The sequence below is a fragment of the Ruegeria sp. AM9 genome (assembly GCF_056540565.1).
The window spans coordinates 157977-174573 of sequence record NZ_JBQFWY010000005.1; the positions used below are offsets into that span (position 1 = coordinate 157977).

Sequence of the window (16597 nt, forward strand, 5' to 3'; positions counted from 1 at the left end):
GCTAGAGGTCCAGGATCACTTCGTCTGTCCCCTGGCCGGGCACCGCACAGCAGATCAGCACCTCGTCTTCGGAATGGTCCGCTGTCGGCTGCGTGCGATAGGCGACCTTACCAGCGATTTTGCGCGTCACACAGCTGCCGCAAGAGCCCGAGCGGCACGAGAAGGATGGCTCCAGCCCCTGCCCCTCGGCCGTTTCCAACAGGGTCGGCCCGTCTTTCACCCAATGCGCCTTGTGCCCGCTGGCCACAAAGGTGACCTGAGCCGCTCCGGCCTCGGGCTGTGGGTTGCGTGCGCCGTCATCAGATCGCCGTTTCAGCGCCGCCGGGCCGAAGCTTTCGGCGAATATACGACCGTCCCGTACACCCAGTTCACGCAGCATGTCGTAGACAGCCTGCATGAACGGCGGCGGGCCGCAGAGAAAGAAATCATAGTCATCCAAAGGCAGCGTGTCGCGGATCAGCGCGGGCGTGATATAGCCTGCGGCATCATAATCCACACCCACCCGCCGGCCTTGTTCGGGCTGCGAGACGATTGACACATAACGGATCTTACCGTCGCTGATGGCCTCGGCCTCGCGCAAATCCGCATGGAAGGCTCGCTGCGCCACGGTTTGCGCGGCGTGGAAAACGGTCAGCCTGCGGGTGTGGCGGCTGCGCAGGCCTTCGTTCAGGACGTGACGCACCATTGAGATCATCGGCGTGATACCGACCCCTCCGGCGAACAGAACGGAAGGGCGGGTTTCGGCGGGGTCCAGAAAGAACTGGCCTTTGGGGGCCAGGACCTCAACAAGGTCTCCGGCTGACAACGTGTCGTGCAAGTGGTTCGACACGGCGCCGCCCGGCTCGCGCTTGACCGAAATCCGGTAACTGGGTTCCCCCGGTGCCGAGGACAGCGTGTAGGTCCGGGTCACTGGCGCCCTGCCGTCGGGCCGCACGCGCAGCGTCAGAAACTGGCCCGCTTCAAAGGGCAGCAGGGGCAAACCGTCTGTCGGCTCAAAGGTAAAGGACCGTATCACCTCGCTTTCGTCACGCACCGAGGCAACCCGCAGGGCGCGCCATTGGCGGCGCTGCGTTTTGGCCTTTTGCCGAGCGGCGAGCGTCTTCCAGTCATCACTCGTCAAGCTATTGGGCGAAAACTCCAGAAATTCGGCCCGGAACGGCAACGCGTCATGGATACGCAGCCCATGATGCAGATGAAACCACCACCCCCGCCTTGCGCCTTGGAAGGCAGCAATATTGGGATGGTCTTCGTCCAGAACCTCTACCGTTCCGGTCAGCATCAACAGATCTCCGGTCTGGTAGTCCGGGAACAGCAGACCTGCCCGGGGGTTCACAAGGAAATTACCCAGCGTGTTGAAAAAATTGTTGCCCACAAAGTCTGGTACCAACAGGCTGTTGCCTTGCACTTTGACGAAACCGGAACGCCCGCCCCTGTGCGATACGTCAACGCCTTTGTGTTCTGGCGTATCGGCGGAACTTGCCACGTAGAACGAGTTGGCAGTCGAAATCACCTTGCGGGCCTGCGCGTCCAGCGCGGAAAACCGATCACTGACGGGGCGGACGGGATCGGCCTCAGGGTCCCGGACAAAGCTCACATCATGGGTTTGGATGTATTGCGGGCAGTTCCCAAAGGACTGCACGACATCCAACGAGAAACCGCTCTCATCCACCCGGCGCACGGTTGCATTCATTCGGTTGCGCCGACGTGTGGAAAGCTCCACCCCCACCACGCCGATCGGTGCACCGGCTTGCAATGCGCCACCAAGCGGGTCGTCCTTTAACGGTTGGATCGCTACATCCAGCTGCCGGTCATGCGGCGAGCTGACAAATCCCGGCCTGCCCGAGATCATTGACGCCCAGGGCCACCCACCGGAATCCACGCTGCCCAGAACGATGAATGGAAGTTGGCCAAAGAACTCCCGATGCTGGTCGGGCATGTAGGGACGGATAAAATCGCGACCCATTTTTTCGACCTGTTCGCGTTTCCCCACACGGGACTGCATGGCGCGCTCGCCGGTGTGAAAGGGGGATGCGCTGGCTTCGACCGGAACATTCATGGCGGACCTCATGGGGCAAAGGGACCAGTTGCGCCAATGCGCAACCGGTCAGGTTCGGGGTCAGGCGGCGTTCAGTCCGACCGCCGTTCGGGGCATTGGGACAAATCCGTCCAGCGCCTCGATATTGCTCAGCAGGCGGCGGACATTTGCGTAGGGTTCCAGTGAAACACCCCCTTCGGGCGCGTGCGCAGTGTAGCTGTAGATCGCAACATCCGCGATTGAGGGCGCGCCGCCGACCAGCCAGTCGCGCCCCTCAAGATGGGCGTCCAGCTTGCCCAGAACCTTGGCAGCGGTGGCATGTGTGAATTCCACGTCCAGCGGCGCGTTGAACACGGTGATCAGCCGCGCGGCGGCAGGGCCAAAGGCGATCTCGCCTGCGGCGAGGGTCAGGAATTTCTGCACCTCGGCCTCAAGCACCGGATCTGTCGGCAGGTAGGACGGCGCATATTTTCGGGCCAGATAGACCAGGATCGCGTTGCTGTCGCTGACAACCACATCGCCGTCCTCCAGCACCGGCACCTGTCCCGCCGGGTTCAGCGCCAGAAACGCGTCGCCTTTTTGTTCGCCCCCGGCCAGATCAACATCGATGACGTCGTGCTTGATACCCGCGAGGCTGGCGAACAAAACCGCGCGGTGGGCATGGCCGGACAGCGGGAAACTGTGGATTCGGATGGCGTTGGACATCTGATAGCTCTTTCTATGACTGAAGGGTTCGGCTGAGGATCAGCATCTGAGCACCAGACTTAGTTTGCTTTCCGCATGGCGATAATATACCAATTTGGTGAATTACTTTGAACGCAGCGTAGATAATGGATACTGTTCAGGGCATGAGGGCCTTTGCGGCCGTGGCAGCGCATTCTTCCTTCACCGAAGGCGCTCGGCAGGTTGGCATCAGCACTAAGCTGGCTAGCAAATATGTCGCCCAGCTTGAGGATCGGCTGAACGCGCAACTGTTCAACCGTACCACCCGCAGCGTCACCCTGACCGATACCGGGCGCGCCTATTACGAACGTTGCCTGCCCTTGCTGGAGCAGTTCGATGAGCTGGAAGGCCTGGTTCAGCAGCGCCAAACCGAATTGGCGGGCCGTATCCGGATCACCGCGCCCACCGGGTTCGGATCTGCGGAACTGATCCATCTGCTGAAACCGTTTCAGACCGAACATCCCAAGGTCTCGATCGAGCTGCACCTGTCGGATCACCACGTCCCGATGGTCGAGGAAGGCTATGATCTGGCTATTCGCTTTGGTGTCCTGAAAGACTCGAACCTCGTGGCGCGCAAGCTCATGGACATGCGGATCGTGTGCTGTGTGTCGCCGGATTATCTGGCCGAATTCGGAACCCCGAAAGAGCCATCGGCGCTGGCCTCTCATAACTGTCTGTTGCAGGCCACCGGCAGCAATATCGACCATTGGACATTCAAGGGTCCGGACGGCGCGTATTTGGTTCCGGTGTCCGGCAATTTCCGCGCTAATTCCCCACGCGCGGTGGCCCATATGGCCGCGGACGGGTTGGGGGTCGGGCGCATTCCCCTATACACCGCGCAGCCGTTTGTGGATGCAGGACAGTTGCAATTGATTTTTGAGGCACAAGAGGCGGTATCCGTCGGCCTCTATGCGGCCTATCCGCAAAACCGTCACCTGACAGCGCGGATACGAGCGTTGATTGACTTTCTGGCGGCGCAACTGCGCGGAACCTGAAACTCTGTCTTTGCGCAAAGGTGGAAATGCCCGAACGCCCGCCCCATCTTCAAACGTGGTGCAAAAAACGACGCGCGCCGATCACGATCCCATATGTCGAAAGGACCCCGCCTCATGGAACTCAACTCGGATTTTTCTGCCCGCGTCGTTGTTCACTCTGATCAGCTTGAGTGGCAGGCCTCGCCCATGAAAGGCGTGGACCGGCGCATGTTGGACCGGATCGGGGGCGAGGTCGCCCGCGCCACAACCATTGTACGTTACGCACCGGGCAGCAAATTTTCGGCGCACACACATACCGGCGGTGAGGAGTTCATTGTGCTGGACGGCGTGTTTCAGGACGAGCACGGCGATTTTCCGGCCGGAACCTATGTGCGAAACCCGCCGACATCGCAGCATACGCCGGGATCGGCACCCGGCTGCACCATCTTTGTGAAGCTCTGGCAGTTCGACATGGATGACCGTACGCAGTTCCGCAAAACCATGGCGGATGAGCTGTCCGCGCCGATAAACGGCGTCGCCACCGCGATCCTTCACGAAGACGCCCGCGAAGTGGTCACCTATAGCCATCTGGACGCGGGCGCGACCCTGTCATCAAACGCACCCGGCGGGATCGAGATCCTCATCATCGACGGGTCGATCACCACCGGAGAAGATGTATTGAACACAAACGACTGGCTGCGTTTGCCAGAGGGTCAAGCCCTGTCGGCCACCGCAGGTTCTGACGGCGCCAAGGTCTGGATGAAAACCGGGCATCTTCCCTACGCCCGGGCGCCGCAGGTCTAGCTGCGCCCATTGTGGGTGTGCGTCTGAGTAGACCTCTATTTCTTACCGGCCACGATCCGATCCAGGATCAGCGCGCAGAACAGGATCGCCAGACCGGCCAGAATGCCCTGCCCCGCGGCTGCGTATTGCAATGCTTCCAGCACGTCCTCGCCCAGCCCCTTGGCACCGATCAGCGAGGCGACGACGACCATCGCCAGCGACATCAGAATGGTCTGGTTCACACCGGCCATGATCGTCTTGTGCGCCAGCGGCAGATCCACGCGCCACAGCAGATATCGGGGCGTGGCGCCAAAGGCCAATGCAGCCTCGCGTACGGTTTCCGGCACCTGTTGCAGACCCAGAACCGTGAACCGGATCACCGGAGGGCTGCCGAATATCATCGTCGCAACCACGCCCGCCGGTTTGCCCGATCCGATGAAGGCCACCACCGGGATCAGATAGACGAAGGACGGCATCGACTGCATGAAATCCAGAATGGGTCGCACGATGGCAAAGGCACGCGGACGGCGGGCGCAGTAAATCCCCAGCGGAATGCCCAGCGTGATCGAGATCAGCGCCGCCGCGCCCAGCAGGGCAATCGTGGTCATCGCCTTTTCCCAGAAGTCCAGCAGACCCAGATAGGCCAGCGCTGCGCCGGTGAAAATCGCCACGCGTGCACCAGCAGACAGGTAGGCCAGCATGATGATCACCAGCGCCACGACCGGCCAGGGTGTATCGACCAGAACCACCTCAATCCAGTCCAGCAAGGTGCGCATCCCATAGGTCAGCCCATCGAAGAAGCCGCGCCCGGCGGTTTTGGTCCATTCAAACACCGCCTGCACGCCATCCCCCACGTTCAGGCGCCAATCGCGATTGGTTGGAAACGTTTTCAGAACCGTGAAAGCATCAGGCTGTGCAAACTTGATCATGGACAGGATCACGACCACTCCGGTCAGCACCGAAGCAACGGTCAGCCGTGGCAAGGACCAGCCATGCGCAACGCTCGGGTCCGAGCGCCAGCGGGCAAACTGCCCCTCGAGAGTCCAATTGGCCAGCGATGCCGACAGGAATTTCACCGCCAACAACAGGATGATCCCGATGGCCAGATAGGTCAGGCCGGTTGAATCCGCGCTTTTGGCAGCGTCCTGCGCTCCGGCCAGCGCACCCTCCAGCGATTCTGCGGCACGTTTCAGGGACTCCAGCGATGCGGCACCAGACTGTTCCGCCGCCGCGATCTGCTGCCGACGCAGTTCCAGCGTCTGTTCGATCTGTTCGGCCCGTTCACGGAACTCGCGACCCAGATCACCGAACAGGCCCAGCCCGATCTGGATATAGGCCAGCGTTTCCAGCACCAGGAACCCAAGAAACCATGACCACAACCCGCGCGCACCAAACCATATCGGCCCCAGAACCGCTGCCGCCTTGTTCAGGGTAAAGCGATAGCCCGGCGCCTGCATCATGTAGGCAAAAGTCTTCTGATAGTAGGCCTGACCCTGCCCGACAAACTCTCCGATCAGCCCGTTCAGACGGTCGGCGGTTTCCGGTTGGATCAGTTGCATATCAACATGTTTCATAGCGGCCCCCTTATGCCTGACTGTCCTGAATCGCGCGGATCAGGCCGGCGCGGTTGATCACCCCCACGGTCTTGCCATCCTGCGTCACCGCCACGACGCCGTGACCCTCGACGCAAAGGTTCATCAGATCGGACAAATCCATATCCGGATGCGCTTTCTTGGCGTCATCGGGCACTTCGCCATGACGCGCCTCGAACTCGTCCACCGGTTTCATCACCGCATGGGCGAAGATCATGTTGAGTTTGGAAATCCCGGCCACGAAGTCGGCCACATAATCATCGGCGGGGTTCAGGATGATCTCTTCCGGGGTGCCGATCTGCACGATGCGCCCGTCTTTCATGATCGCGATGCGATGGCCGATGCGGATCGCCTCATCCAGATCGTGGGTGATGAACATCGTGGTTTTGTTCAGCTTGTGGCTCAACTCCATGAACTGATCCTGCAACTGCTTGCGGATCAGCGGGTCCAACGCCGAGAACGGCTCATCCATCAGCAGGATTTCAGGATCGGCAGCGATGGCGCGGGCAAGGCCCACACGCTGCTGCATCCCACCCGACAGTTCATGGGCGTATTTGTCTTCCCAACCGTTCAGTTCCACCAGTTCCAGCACCCGGTCGGCCTCTTCCCAGCGGCGGGCCTTGCCGGTGCCGCGAATTTCCAGCGGCATCGCCACGTTGTCGCGCACGGTGCGGTGAGGCATCAGGCCGAAATTCTGGAACACCATGGCGACCCGGCGGTTGCGCAGGTCGCGCAGGCCCTCATCGTTCAGGCCCATCACATCGTCGCCGTCCAGATAGATATGACCGTCTGTCGGTTCCAGCAGGCGGTTCACATGACGCACGAGGGTCGATTTGCCCGAACCCGACAGGCCCATGACGCAGAACAGCTCACCCCGCTCGATCTCAAAACTGGCGTCGGCCACACCGACCACGCAGTTGAACCGGTCCAGCACTTCTGCCTTGCTCAGGCCTTCGCTATGAATGGCGTTCAAAGCCTCGTTCGAGCGTGTACCGAACACTTTCCACACGCCTTTTGCGTCAATTGCGATATCCGCTGTCATACTGGTCCCACCGCTGTTGAGTGTGTTTGGCGGCACCCCCGAGACCCCGGGGGCGCTGGTGTCAGTTGGTGGTCAGGCCAAGCCAACCATCCACGGTCTCACCATTGGCGGCGATCCATTCCGCGACGACCTCGTCGGTGTCGCGCCCCTTGACCACGACCTCATAGGTCAAGCCGCTCAGCTGCCCGGCGTCCATGTTGATATTGGCCAGGAAAGAGGCCGCCGCCGGGTTGCGCTGCTCCAGCGACCTGGAATGCGCCACGGTCACGGTCTTCACCGGCTCGCCGGTGCTGACATGGGATTTGTTGTACCAGTCGGCATCCTGATCGGGCTGCACCATCTTGTAGGTGGCCGCGTCATGCTCGGGCTCTTCCAAAATAGTCACGTCATACAGCGCATGGACATAATGCGGTGCATAGCAGTAGAAGGCCGCGCCTTTCTGCTGGTCGATCTGATCCTTCAGCCGCGAATAGAACACGGTTTCATCTTCGGTGGTCGGCGTCAGGAAGGTTTCGATCCCATAGTCGCGCACCCGCACCTTGAACGTGTTGGTCGAGGCCCAGCCCGAGGCCCCAACCCAGACCTCACCCATGCCGTCACCATCGGAATCGAACAGCTCTTGCGCCATCGGGGTGGCCAGATCGTAGATCGAGCGGATGTTGTGATCCTCGACCATGTAATTCGGCACACAGATCCCGGCGCGGCCCTCATAGCTGCCCGAAGACAAGGCGACGGTGCCTTTCTGGTCGACATATTCATCGGTGAAAGAGGATTGGTTCGGCAGCCAGACATCCGGATGCACGTCAATATCGCCACGCCCGCCATCCATGGCGGCAAAGATCACCGCATTGGCACCGGGAGCATAGCCCACCTCGCCGCCCAAACGGGTTTCGATGACCTGACCGATCACCCGGCTCATGATCTTGGCGCCGGGCCAGCTGGGCTCACCGACCATGACTTTATCCTGTGCCAACGCCCCTGTCGCGCCCAAGGCAAAGGCCAGAGTTGCGGTAAGTGTCAGTTTCTTCATGTTAAATCTCCCGTTGGGTTGAGGTTCATGCGCGTCAGGCGCGCGCCCGCTTACGGTGCGGGTCTATGAATGGAATGTCCGTGACGGTGGCCCCCAGCCGCTTCATCCGCCCATCGAGTTGGCCGATCTCAAGCCGGGTGCCGTTTTCCGCATGTTCGACCGACAGCCGCGCCATGGCGACGGCGTGTTCCAGCATGGGTGAGCGGGTGGCTGATGTGACCACACCCACTTGCCGCTCACCGGCAAAAACCGGGGCAGCATGGGCCGGTACGTCATCGCAGCCGATCAGTAACCCCTTGAGCGTACGGCGCGGGTCGCGCGCATTGCGTTCCAGAGCAGCTTTGCCGGTAAAGTCGGACTTGTTCAGATCAACGGCAAAGCCAAGCCCGGCCTCGAAGGCATCGACGCCCGGCGCGAATTCGGCGTTCGCTGCGGCCAGCCCGGCCTCGATCCGGATGATGTCCAGCGCGGCCGAGCCCATCGGGGTGATCCCGAATTCCTCACCCGCCGCCATAACCGCATCCCAGATCGCGACGGCATCGGATTTGGCGCAGAAAACCTCATACCCCAGTTCTCCGGTGTACCCGGAGCGCGACAGCATGAACGGAGCGCCTTCGCGATCGCGCAGGCGGGCCACGGTCACGCCGAACCATTTCAGGTGGTCCAACGCGGGCACATGCGGTTGCGTAAAGGCGATCTTGCGCAGCAGGTCGCGCGACTTTGGTCCCTGAATGGCCAGGTTCGGCATCGCGCCGCGCAACGCATGGACCCGAACTTGCAGGCCGCGTTCATCGGCCAGCGCCTGTAACACGCGACCGCTTTCCTCGGACCCGCAACACCAGCGGAAAATCTCGGGCGCGAGGCGGAACAGGGTGCCATCGTCGATGACCGAACCGCTCTCGTCACAGATCAGCGTATAAAACCCGCGCCAGACCGGCAGTTTCGCGACGTTGCGCGTGGTGGCCCGCTGCAGCAGCGCTTCGGCATCCGGACCGATGATGTCGAATTTGCGCAGACCGCTCATGTCCTGCACGGTTACGGCCTGACGGCAGGCCCAGTATTCGCCCAGCGTGCCATGTGCCGGATAGCTGACGGGTGCCCACAGATCCCGCGCCGGGGCAAAGTGCTGGGTCAGCGGGGCCAAGCGGTCGTGAAAGGCGGATTCCTGACTGATCGACATCGGGGCATCTTCCTTTTCACGATAGGCAACCGCGCGGCGGATCGGCGTTTCGGGGCGGTAGATGCGCACATGCACATCCGTCGGGTTCCAGCCATTGATCGGATCGATGTCATCAGGACAGGCGGTCGAGACGCAGACCAGATCCGTCAAGGCGCGCATGGTGACGTAGTCTCCGGGGCGCGAGTGGGATTCTTCGGTCAGGATGTGGTGGGTCGCCGGGTCGATCCAGGTGTTCCAGAAAAAGTTGATCGCAGGCCATGCCGCCCGCCGCGCCACGCCATAAGGCGCCAATGCGTTCGACATGTTGTCAGAACAATTCAGATGACCGGGAAAACCCCGATCCTCGTAACCGCGTGCAGTGCAGGCCAGACCAAAGGTGTCATGCCGCCCGCAAGTATCCTGCACGACGTTCAGCAGGGGCCGCATCTCACGGTCGAAGAACTTGTCCAGCAAACCAGGGCCGGGATAGGCGCGGCGCACCATCGACCGGGTCGCGGTCGAGTCGATCATCCGCTCAACGCCTTGGTCCAAACCATCGGACCGCAGCGCCATGAAATCGGAGCATTGCTGCCCTTCGACATCGATGATCTGGACGAATTCCCCTGCCTTGAGCTCATAGGCGAAGGCACTGCCCCGCGGCACGGTGAATTCGTCCCTCGTATCACCCAGCAGAGGCGGTAGATGCGGACCGCTCGAGACCGCAGGTTTGTGCCGGACAATAACGCAGCCGGTATTTGCGCCCTCGACCAAAGCCGCAACCGGCACGGGCCGGATTGCCCAGACAGTTATCTTTTGATCCGCGCGCAGGATCAGCGGATCGGTGATCTGACCCAGCCGATGACCGAAGACCGGCAGCCTGCCGCCCTGCGCCTGGGTCCAGCCGACGAAGCGGGCGCTGTCAAAATCGGCGCAGTCGATCTGTGTGTTTGCCTCAAGCCCCAGAGCTTTTGGCGTGGCCTGCCCGTCCTCGGTGAACACCACGAGGTCCAAGGACTGACCCAGCCCCTCCAGCGACAGCAAGTCCCCCGGCACCAACGCCAACCTGACCGCCTCACGCGGGGCCAGCTTGTGGGTCCGCGTACCCGAGGCCTTTGGGAACCCCGGAAACCGGCGTCCAGGGCCGTCAAACCCGGTATTCGTAAACGCATGTAAGACCGAAGATCCCAGCATGGTGTGTCAGATTCTCGCTAATGTAACTAGTTACAGAGGTTGATGAAACTAGTTACATATGTCAACTCTTTCCTCAGAGACCCTGAAAAACGGACGCAAAACCCGGTGACGCAAAAAGCCCCCGAGCCCAAAAAACGCGCAAATCTCAGAGATGTAGCAAAAGCTGCGGGCGTATCGGTCGCCACGGTGTCGCGGGTCCTGAATGAGCCCGGCGTGGTCAAGAAGGACACGCTGGAAAAGGTTCAGGCCGCAATTGCCCAGCTGAAATTCGTTCCAAGCGCCGCTGCGCGGGCGATCAATTCCGGGCGAACCCGGTTTGTTGGTGCCTTGGTGCCCACTCTGGACAACGCGATCTTTGCCCGTTTCCTTGCAGCGCTCGAACGCACCCTGTCCGCGCACGAACTGTCCCTTGTTGTAGCCACAACTGACTCGGACCCGGATATCGAGGCCGAAAAAGCGAAAAGTCTGGTGGATATCGGGGCCGAAGGTCTGATCATCACGGGTGCCACGCACAGCACCGCGCTTCATGACCTGATTGAGCGGACAATGCTGCCGACGATCATCACCTCTTTCTACGATGCAGAAAACCCGCTGCCGACCATCGGATACGACAACGCGGGCGCAGCGCGACTTGCCTTGCAGCATCTGATAGATTTGCGCCATCAGCGCATTGCGGTTGTGCATGGCCCGACCCATGACAACGACCGGACCCGCGCGCGTTTGTCCGGTTTGCGCGCCCTGCCCATGACCGCAGAGCTGACAGCTTTCGAGACCGATATCAGCCATCAGGGCGGTGCGGACGCCGCCAGACAGATTTGCGCCCTGCCCCAAAAGCCGGACGCCATTCTTTGCCTGTCGGACGTGGTTGCGCTGGGTGTCCTGTTCGGGCTTCAGGCCGAGGGCATTTCCGTGCCTGGTGACGTTTCATTGGTTGGCATCGACGATCTGCCCAGTTCCGCCGTTGCAGTGCCCCCGATTACAACGGTGCATCTGCCCGTAACCCAAATGGGCGAGAAAGCCGCCATTGCCCTGGCGCGCTGGATCTCGGAACAGAAGCGACCCGGCGCGGAACGGCTTGAGGCGCGGCTGGTCGAACGGCAATCGGTCAGTCGGCGCAAAACCGGCTAGGCGGCACTGTCCTCACCGTAATTGCGCACCTTGGACATCTTGCCAATACCGGGGTTGAACGAGTTGGTCGGGTCGCAGCATTTGTAATGCGCCGCCAGATCGGGCTTGGCCTTGTAGAGATGCCCGACATTGTGCTCGGCCGGGTATTCGGCACCGCGCTGATCGAACAGGTCCAGCATCGCCGCTTTCAGCGCCTTGGGATCGGCCCCTTTTTTGACCACATAGTCCTGATGCATCACGTGGCACATGAAGTGACCGTAATACAGCTTGTGAACCAGTTGATTCTCGATCTCGGGCGGCAGTTTCTCAAGCCAGTCCTGATCGTTGCGGCGCAGCGCGACGTCGAGCGCGATGATGTCTTCGACCTCATTCGCGTGGATCGCCATGTAACGCACGGCGGCTCCGGCGGCGGCAAAGCGGTGCAGACCGGCGATTTTCGCCTCACGCGCGGTGCATTCGAAGAAATCCGCATCGCGGTCTTTCAGAAATTCGGGCAGCCAGTCACTGGCCTCGGCAATACCGTCATCCTTCATTTTCAGGATCAGATGGTGTTCATAGCGGTCACGGAACTCGACCATCCGCTTTGGCAGAACCCGAGGCCAGACCGAGACCGCCGCCTGCATGAACCGGTCGGTGAAGTTGCGCAGGAACGGAATGCGCCGCAGCCGCGCATCGACTGCCCCCTTCATGGCAAAAAACATCGGCAACCGGTCGGTTCCCAGCTTGTCGATCATCACAACCGTGTCCTTGCCGTATTTTGCAGTGAGGTCGAACACCTCGCGCTGCATGTATTCAGCGGACACCGGCAGGGACTTAAATTCAGACAGGATATGGCGACGCAGCGCCGCCAGATCATCCGCGCTGTTGCTGCCGATGTAAAAAACCTTCTCGGCCGCATTCTTGGGGAAGGTATCAAGCCGTACGGCAAAGACCGCCATCTTGCCAGCAGACCCGGCGGATTCGAACAGCTTGGCCTTGTCCGCATTGAACCGCGCCGGAGTTTCGGCGTCTACGTCCCGCACGATCTGCGCGTAATCACTGGCCGAGGCGCGTTTGTTCGTTGCCCCCGGATTACGCTCGAACGTGCCTGCATCCAGGCTGGCCAGAATTTCCTCGGGCGTGTTGCCCAGATCAATGCCCAGATGGTTGACCAGTTCCAGCTCACCTGCCTCGGTGATCTGCGCATAGACCGACAGTTCGGTATAGACCGGACCTCGTTCAACCAGCGATCCGCCCGAATTGTTGCAGACGCCACCGACAATCGATGCCCCGATGCACGAAGACCCGATCACCGAATGCGGCTCACGCCCCAGTGGGGCCAGCATCTTTTCCAGCGCGAACAGAGTGGCGCCGGGAAAGCTGACGATCTGCTGGCCATTGTTCAACGGTACCAGAGCGTCCATCCGACGCGTATTGATCAGCACCACGTCGCGGTCATAGCTGCCCGAAGGGGTCGAGCCTTCGGTCAGGCCGGTATTGGCGGCCTGCATGATGACGATCTTGTCCGCCGCAACACAGGCCTGCAGCACTTTCCACTGCTCCAGCAGGGAACCGGGCTGAATGACGCACAGCGCCTCACCCTCGCCCGAACGAAACCCGCGACGAAACCGCTCCGTCGCGCGTTCTCCGGTCAAGACATGGCGCGGCCCAACGATGGAACGGAAATGTTTGATTAGTTCCTCATTGGTCATGGCAGCCCCCGTTACGGTTTATGCGGCGCGAAAGCGGATGTTATCGCGGCTCAGTTGATCGACGCTGGTGACACCCATCAGTTTCATGTCGCGCTCGATCTCGGCCCGCATCAGGCCAAGAGCACGTTCGACACCCGCCTGCCCTGCTGCGGCCAGCGGATACAGGTAATGCCGACCGACACCGACCGCCTTGGCGCCCAGCGACAGCGCCTTCAGAACGTGCGTTCCGCGCTGAATGCCGCTGTCCATCATCACGTCCAGTTTGTCGCCGACGGCGTCGACGATCTCGGACAGTTGATCAAACGGCGTGCGCGAGCCGTCCAGCTGGCGGCCACCGTGGTTCGACAGGATGATGCCGGTGCAGCCGATTTCAGCCGCGCGCTTGGCGTCTTCGACGGTCATGATGCCCTTCAGGCAGAACTGACCGTCCCAGTCGCGCACCATCTGCGCCACGTCATCCCAGTTCATCGACGGGTCCAGCATGTCGGTGAAATACCCACCGATCGAGCTGGCACCACCGCCCATATCCACGTGTTCTTCCAGTTGCGGCAGGCGGAATTTCTCGTGGGTAACATAGTTGATGCCCCACATCGGTTTGATCGCAAACTGGATCATGCCGCCCAGCGTCAGCCGGAACGGGATCGAGAAGCCGGTGCGCAGATCACGTTCGCGGTTGCCGCCGGTGATGCTGTCCACGGTCAGCATCATCACCTCGACGCCCGCTTCTTTGGCGCGCTGCATCATGGCCGCGTTCAAACCGCGGTCCTTGTGGAAATAGAACTGATAGACCTGCGGGTTCTTGTGCTTCTTGCGCAGCTCTTCCAGCGACACGGTGCCCAGCGAAGACACACCGAACATGGTGCCGTATTTCTCGGCCGCTGCCGCCACGGCGCGTTCGCCCTGATGGTGGAACAGGCGCTGCAGCGCGGTGGGTGAGCAATAGATCGGCATGTCCAGCTTTTGCCCCATCACGGTAACGGACATGTCCACGTCCTTCACCCCGCGCAGCACCGACGGCAACAGGTCGCAGCGGTCGAACGAATGGGTGTTTTCCCGATAGGTCACCTCATCATCCGCGCCACCGTCGATGTAGTTGAAGATCGGCCCCGGCAACCGCTGTTTGGCCAGCCGCCGGAAGTCGTGGAAGTTATGACATTGGTTCAGACGCATGGTGCAGCTCCTTAGTAAGCGACCGAGGGCAGCCAAGTGGCAAGGGTCGGCCACAGGAAGACCAACGCCAGACCGGTCAGCTGCAGCAGCACGAAGGGGATGATGCCCTTGTAGATGTGCGTCAGCTTGATCTCGGGCGGGCAGACGCCTTTCAGATAGAACAGCGCAAAGCCAACCGGCGGGGTCAGGAAGCTGGTTTGCAGCGTCACCGCAACCAGGATCACGAACCAGACCAGCGCGGGCTCGTCCAGAACGCCAAAGCCCGGAATGTCGATGCCCAGCCCGTTCACGATCGGGCGCATCAGGGGCAGCACGATCAGCGTGATCTCGATCCAGTCCAGCACAAAGCCCAGCAGGAAGACGATGAACAGGATGAACAGGATGGTGCCATTGGCCCCGAACCCTGTGGACTGCACCACATGTTCGATCAGCTCATCCCCGCCCAGCTCACGCAGGACATATGAGAACACGGTCGCGCCAAGGAAGATCGCGAAAATGTAAGCGGTGGTGTTGAAGGTCGAGACCAGCACGTTCCACAGTTTTTTGAAGGTCAGCTTGCGATAGCCCAGGGCCAGCAGCGTGGCACCCAGCGCACCGATGCCCGAGGCCTCGGTCGGAGTGGTCAGACCGGCAAAGATCGAGCCCAACACGGCCAGGATCAGCATCAGCGTCGGGATAACCGCGATCAGCACATCCTTGACGGCGGCCCAGTCGGGGGCCTTGGCGCCTTCGGGCACGGGGGCCGCGTCGCGTTTCACCAATGCAAGGATGAAGATGTAGGTCAGGTAAAGCCCGCCGATGATCACACCGGGAAAGACCGCAGCCATGAACAGGTCGCCCACCGAAAGCGCCATCTGGTCGGCCATGATCACCAGCATGATCGACGGCGGGATCAGGATGCCCAGCGTACCCGACGCGGAAACCACGCCGGCAGCCAGCGTCGGCTGGTATTTCTGCTGCATCATCGAGGGCAGCGACAGCACGCCCAGCAGCACCACGGATGCTCCGATGATACCGGTCGAGGCGGCCAGAATGATCCCGATCAGGGTCACGGTGATCGCCAGACCCCCGCGGACGGTGCCGAACAGGCGCTGCATTGAGGACATCAGACGCTCGGCCACACCGGATTCATCCAGCATCAGGCCCATGAAGATGAACATCGGCAGGGCCACCAGAACCGCGTTGGACATGGTCGCATAGACCCGGTTCACCACCGCACCAAGGGTCAGGTAATCCAGCCCGGTCAGGGTGCCTTCCAGGCCTGTCCACAGCATCAGGTCATTGTCGAACAGATAGGCCAGGCCACAGAAGGCCACGCCGACACCGGCCAGAACCCAGGCCACCGGATACCCGGTAAACAGCAGCGCGATGAACGTCAGGAACATCGCGATGACCAGCTTTTCCTCGGTCGTTTCGACCAGGAAGGTCAGGCCGACGCAGACGACGGCGAACACGGCCAGCACCAGCAGGATCCGGCGCAGCGGCGCGCCTTCGCGCTCGGTCTCGGGTCCGTACAGCAACGCATGCCCGTCATGGATCAGCCGCGCCAGTGCAGCCAGTGCCAACAGGACAAAGCTGAGCGGAATGACCGCCTTGAATGCCCAGCGTGCAGGCAGGCCGGTCGGGCTGTCCGACCGTTCGTTGACGCGGAAGCTTTCATAGAAATAGTCGTATCCCTGATCGATCATCAGATAGATGAACGGGGTCAGCAGGGTCAGAATGCCGATCACCTCGATGACCCGCTGCGCGCGGCGTGACAGTTGCATATGCAGCACGTCGACGCGCACATGGCTGTCCGTGATCAAGGCATAAGAGATACCGATCATCGTGACGATGCCGTAGAAATGCCACTGGATCTCATCCAGTTTGGGATAGTTCTGGCTGAACAGGTAACGCAGCGAGACCTGAGCGAAAATCGCCCCCATCAGCAACACGTTTGCCCACATGACCACATGGCCGACGGCCTTTACGCCAGTGTCTATGGCAACGGCGATTTTCTGACGGTCTGTCTCGGGGTGCTCCAGGATGCCCTCATAGGCTTCGACCGGATCGTTGAAGTTTTTTTGGCTGGCCATGGTC

12 protein-coding genes are annotated in these 16597 nt (G+C 61.0%); 3 read left to right on the forward strand and 9 right to left on the reverse strand.

Annotated elements, in window-relative coordinates:
• Position 1 precedes the first annotated feature (1 nt).
• Both ACR0DO_RS11390 and ACR0DO_RS11395 read right to left on the reverse strand, forming a co-directional pair.
• Positions 2–2056, reverse strand: coding sequence for an FAD-binding oxidoreductase (locus tag ACR0DO_RS11390; RefSeq protein WP_480558806.1), 2055 nt, complete (start codon positions 2054–2056; stop codon positions 2–4).
• Positions 2057–2116: 60 nt separating this feature from the next.
• Positions 2117–2740 (reverse strand): glutathione S-transferase family protein, encoded by a 624-nt coding sequence (locus ACR0DO_RS11395; RefSeq protein ID WP_480558808.1) that lies wholly within the window; start codon positions 2738–2740, stop codon positions 2117–2119.
• Positions 2741–2865: 125 nt separating this feature from the next.
• Between ACR0DO_RS11395 and ACR0DO_RS11400 the strand changes: the two genes are divergently transcribed.
• Positions 2866–3753, forward strand: a complete 888-nt coding sequence (locus tag ACR0DO_RS11400) for a LysR family transcriptional regulator (protein ID WP_480558810.1) — start codon at positions 2866–2868, stop codon at positions 3751–3753.
• 114 nt (positions 3754–3867) lie between these two features.
• Positions 3868–4536, forward strand: coding sequence for a cupin domain-containing protein (locus tag ACR0DO_RS11405; RefSeq protein WP_170446720.1), 669 nt, complete (start codon positions 3868–3870; stop codon positions 4534–4536).
• Positions 4537–4571: 35 nt separating this feature from the next.
• Here the strand turns inward: ACR0DO_RS11405 and ACR0DO_RS11410 are convergent, their stop codons facing one another.
• The 4 genes from ACR0DO_RS11410 to ACR0DO_RS11425 all read right to left on the reverse strand — a co-directional run bounded on the left by ACR0DO_RS11410 (position 4572) and on the right by ACR0DO_RS11425 (position 10529).
• Positions 4572–6089, reverse strand: a complete 1518-nt coding sequence (locus tag ACR0DO_RS11410; RefSeq protein ID WP_480558812.1) for an ABC transporter permease — start codon at positions 6087–6089, stop codon at positions 4572–4574.
• A 10-nt stretch (positions 6090–6099) separates the two neighbouring features.
• Positions 6100–7149 (reverse strand): betaine/proline/choline family ABC transporter ATP-binding protein, encoded by a 1050-nt coding sequence (locus ACR0DO_RS11415; RefSeq protein ID WP_170446724.1) that lies wholly within the window; start codon positions 7147–7149, stop codon positions 6100–6102.
• Positions 7150–7210: 61 nt separating this feature from the next.
• Positions 7211–8179, reverse strand: a complete 969-nt coding sequence (locus tag ACR0DO_RS11420; RefSeq protein ID WP_480558814.1) for an ABC transporter substrate-binding protein — start codon at positions 8177–8179, stop codon at positions 7211–7213.
• Positions 8180–8213: 34 nt separating this feature from the next.
• The gene (locus tag ACR0DO_RS11425; protein ID WP_480558816.1) at positions 8214–10529 is read right to left on the reverse strand and encodes a DUF1989 domain-containing protein; all 2316 of its coding nucleotides are present in this window, start codon (positions 10527–10529) and stop codon (positions 8214–8216) included.
• Between the two features lie 42 nt (positions 10530–10571).
• On the opposite strand from ACR0DO_RS11425, the gene ACR0DO_RS11430 reads away from it, so the two are divergent.
• Entirely contained in the window at positions 10572–11657 is a 1086-nt protein-coding gene (locus tag ACR0DO_RS11430; protein ID WP_480558818.1) for a LacI family DNA-binding transcriptional regulator, read from the forward strand.
• Here the strand turns inward: ACR0DO_RS11430 and dld are convergent.
• The 3 genes from dld to ACR0DO_RS11445 are packed head-to-tail and all read right to left on the reverse strand — an operon-like array spanning position 11654 to position 16593.
• Positions 11654–13348, reverse strand: coding sequence for a D-lactate dehydrogenase (dld, locus tag ACR0DO_RS11435; RefSeq protein WP_480558820.1), 1695 nt, complete (start codon positions 13346–13348; stop codon positions 11654–11656). The two genes, ACR0DO_RS11430 and dld, sit on opposite strands and share 4 nt — an antisense overlap.
• 18 nt (positions 13349–13366) lie before the next feature.
• The gene (locus tag ACR0DO_RS11440) at positions 13367–14518 is read right to left on the reverse strand and encodes an alpha-hydroxy acid oxidase (RefSeq protein ID WP_480558822.1); all 1152 of its coding nucleotides are present in this window, start codon (positions 14516–14518) and stop codon (positions 13367–13369) included.
• Between the two features lie 11 nt (positions 14519–14529).
• A complete protein-coding gene (locus ACR0DO_RS11445) occupies positions 14530–16593 on the reverse strand; it encodes a TRAP transporter large permease subunit (RefSeq protein ID WP_480558824.1) in 2064 nt (687 codons plus the stop codon).
• Positions 16594–16597 lie beyond the last annotated feature (4 nt).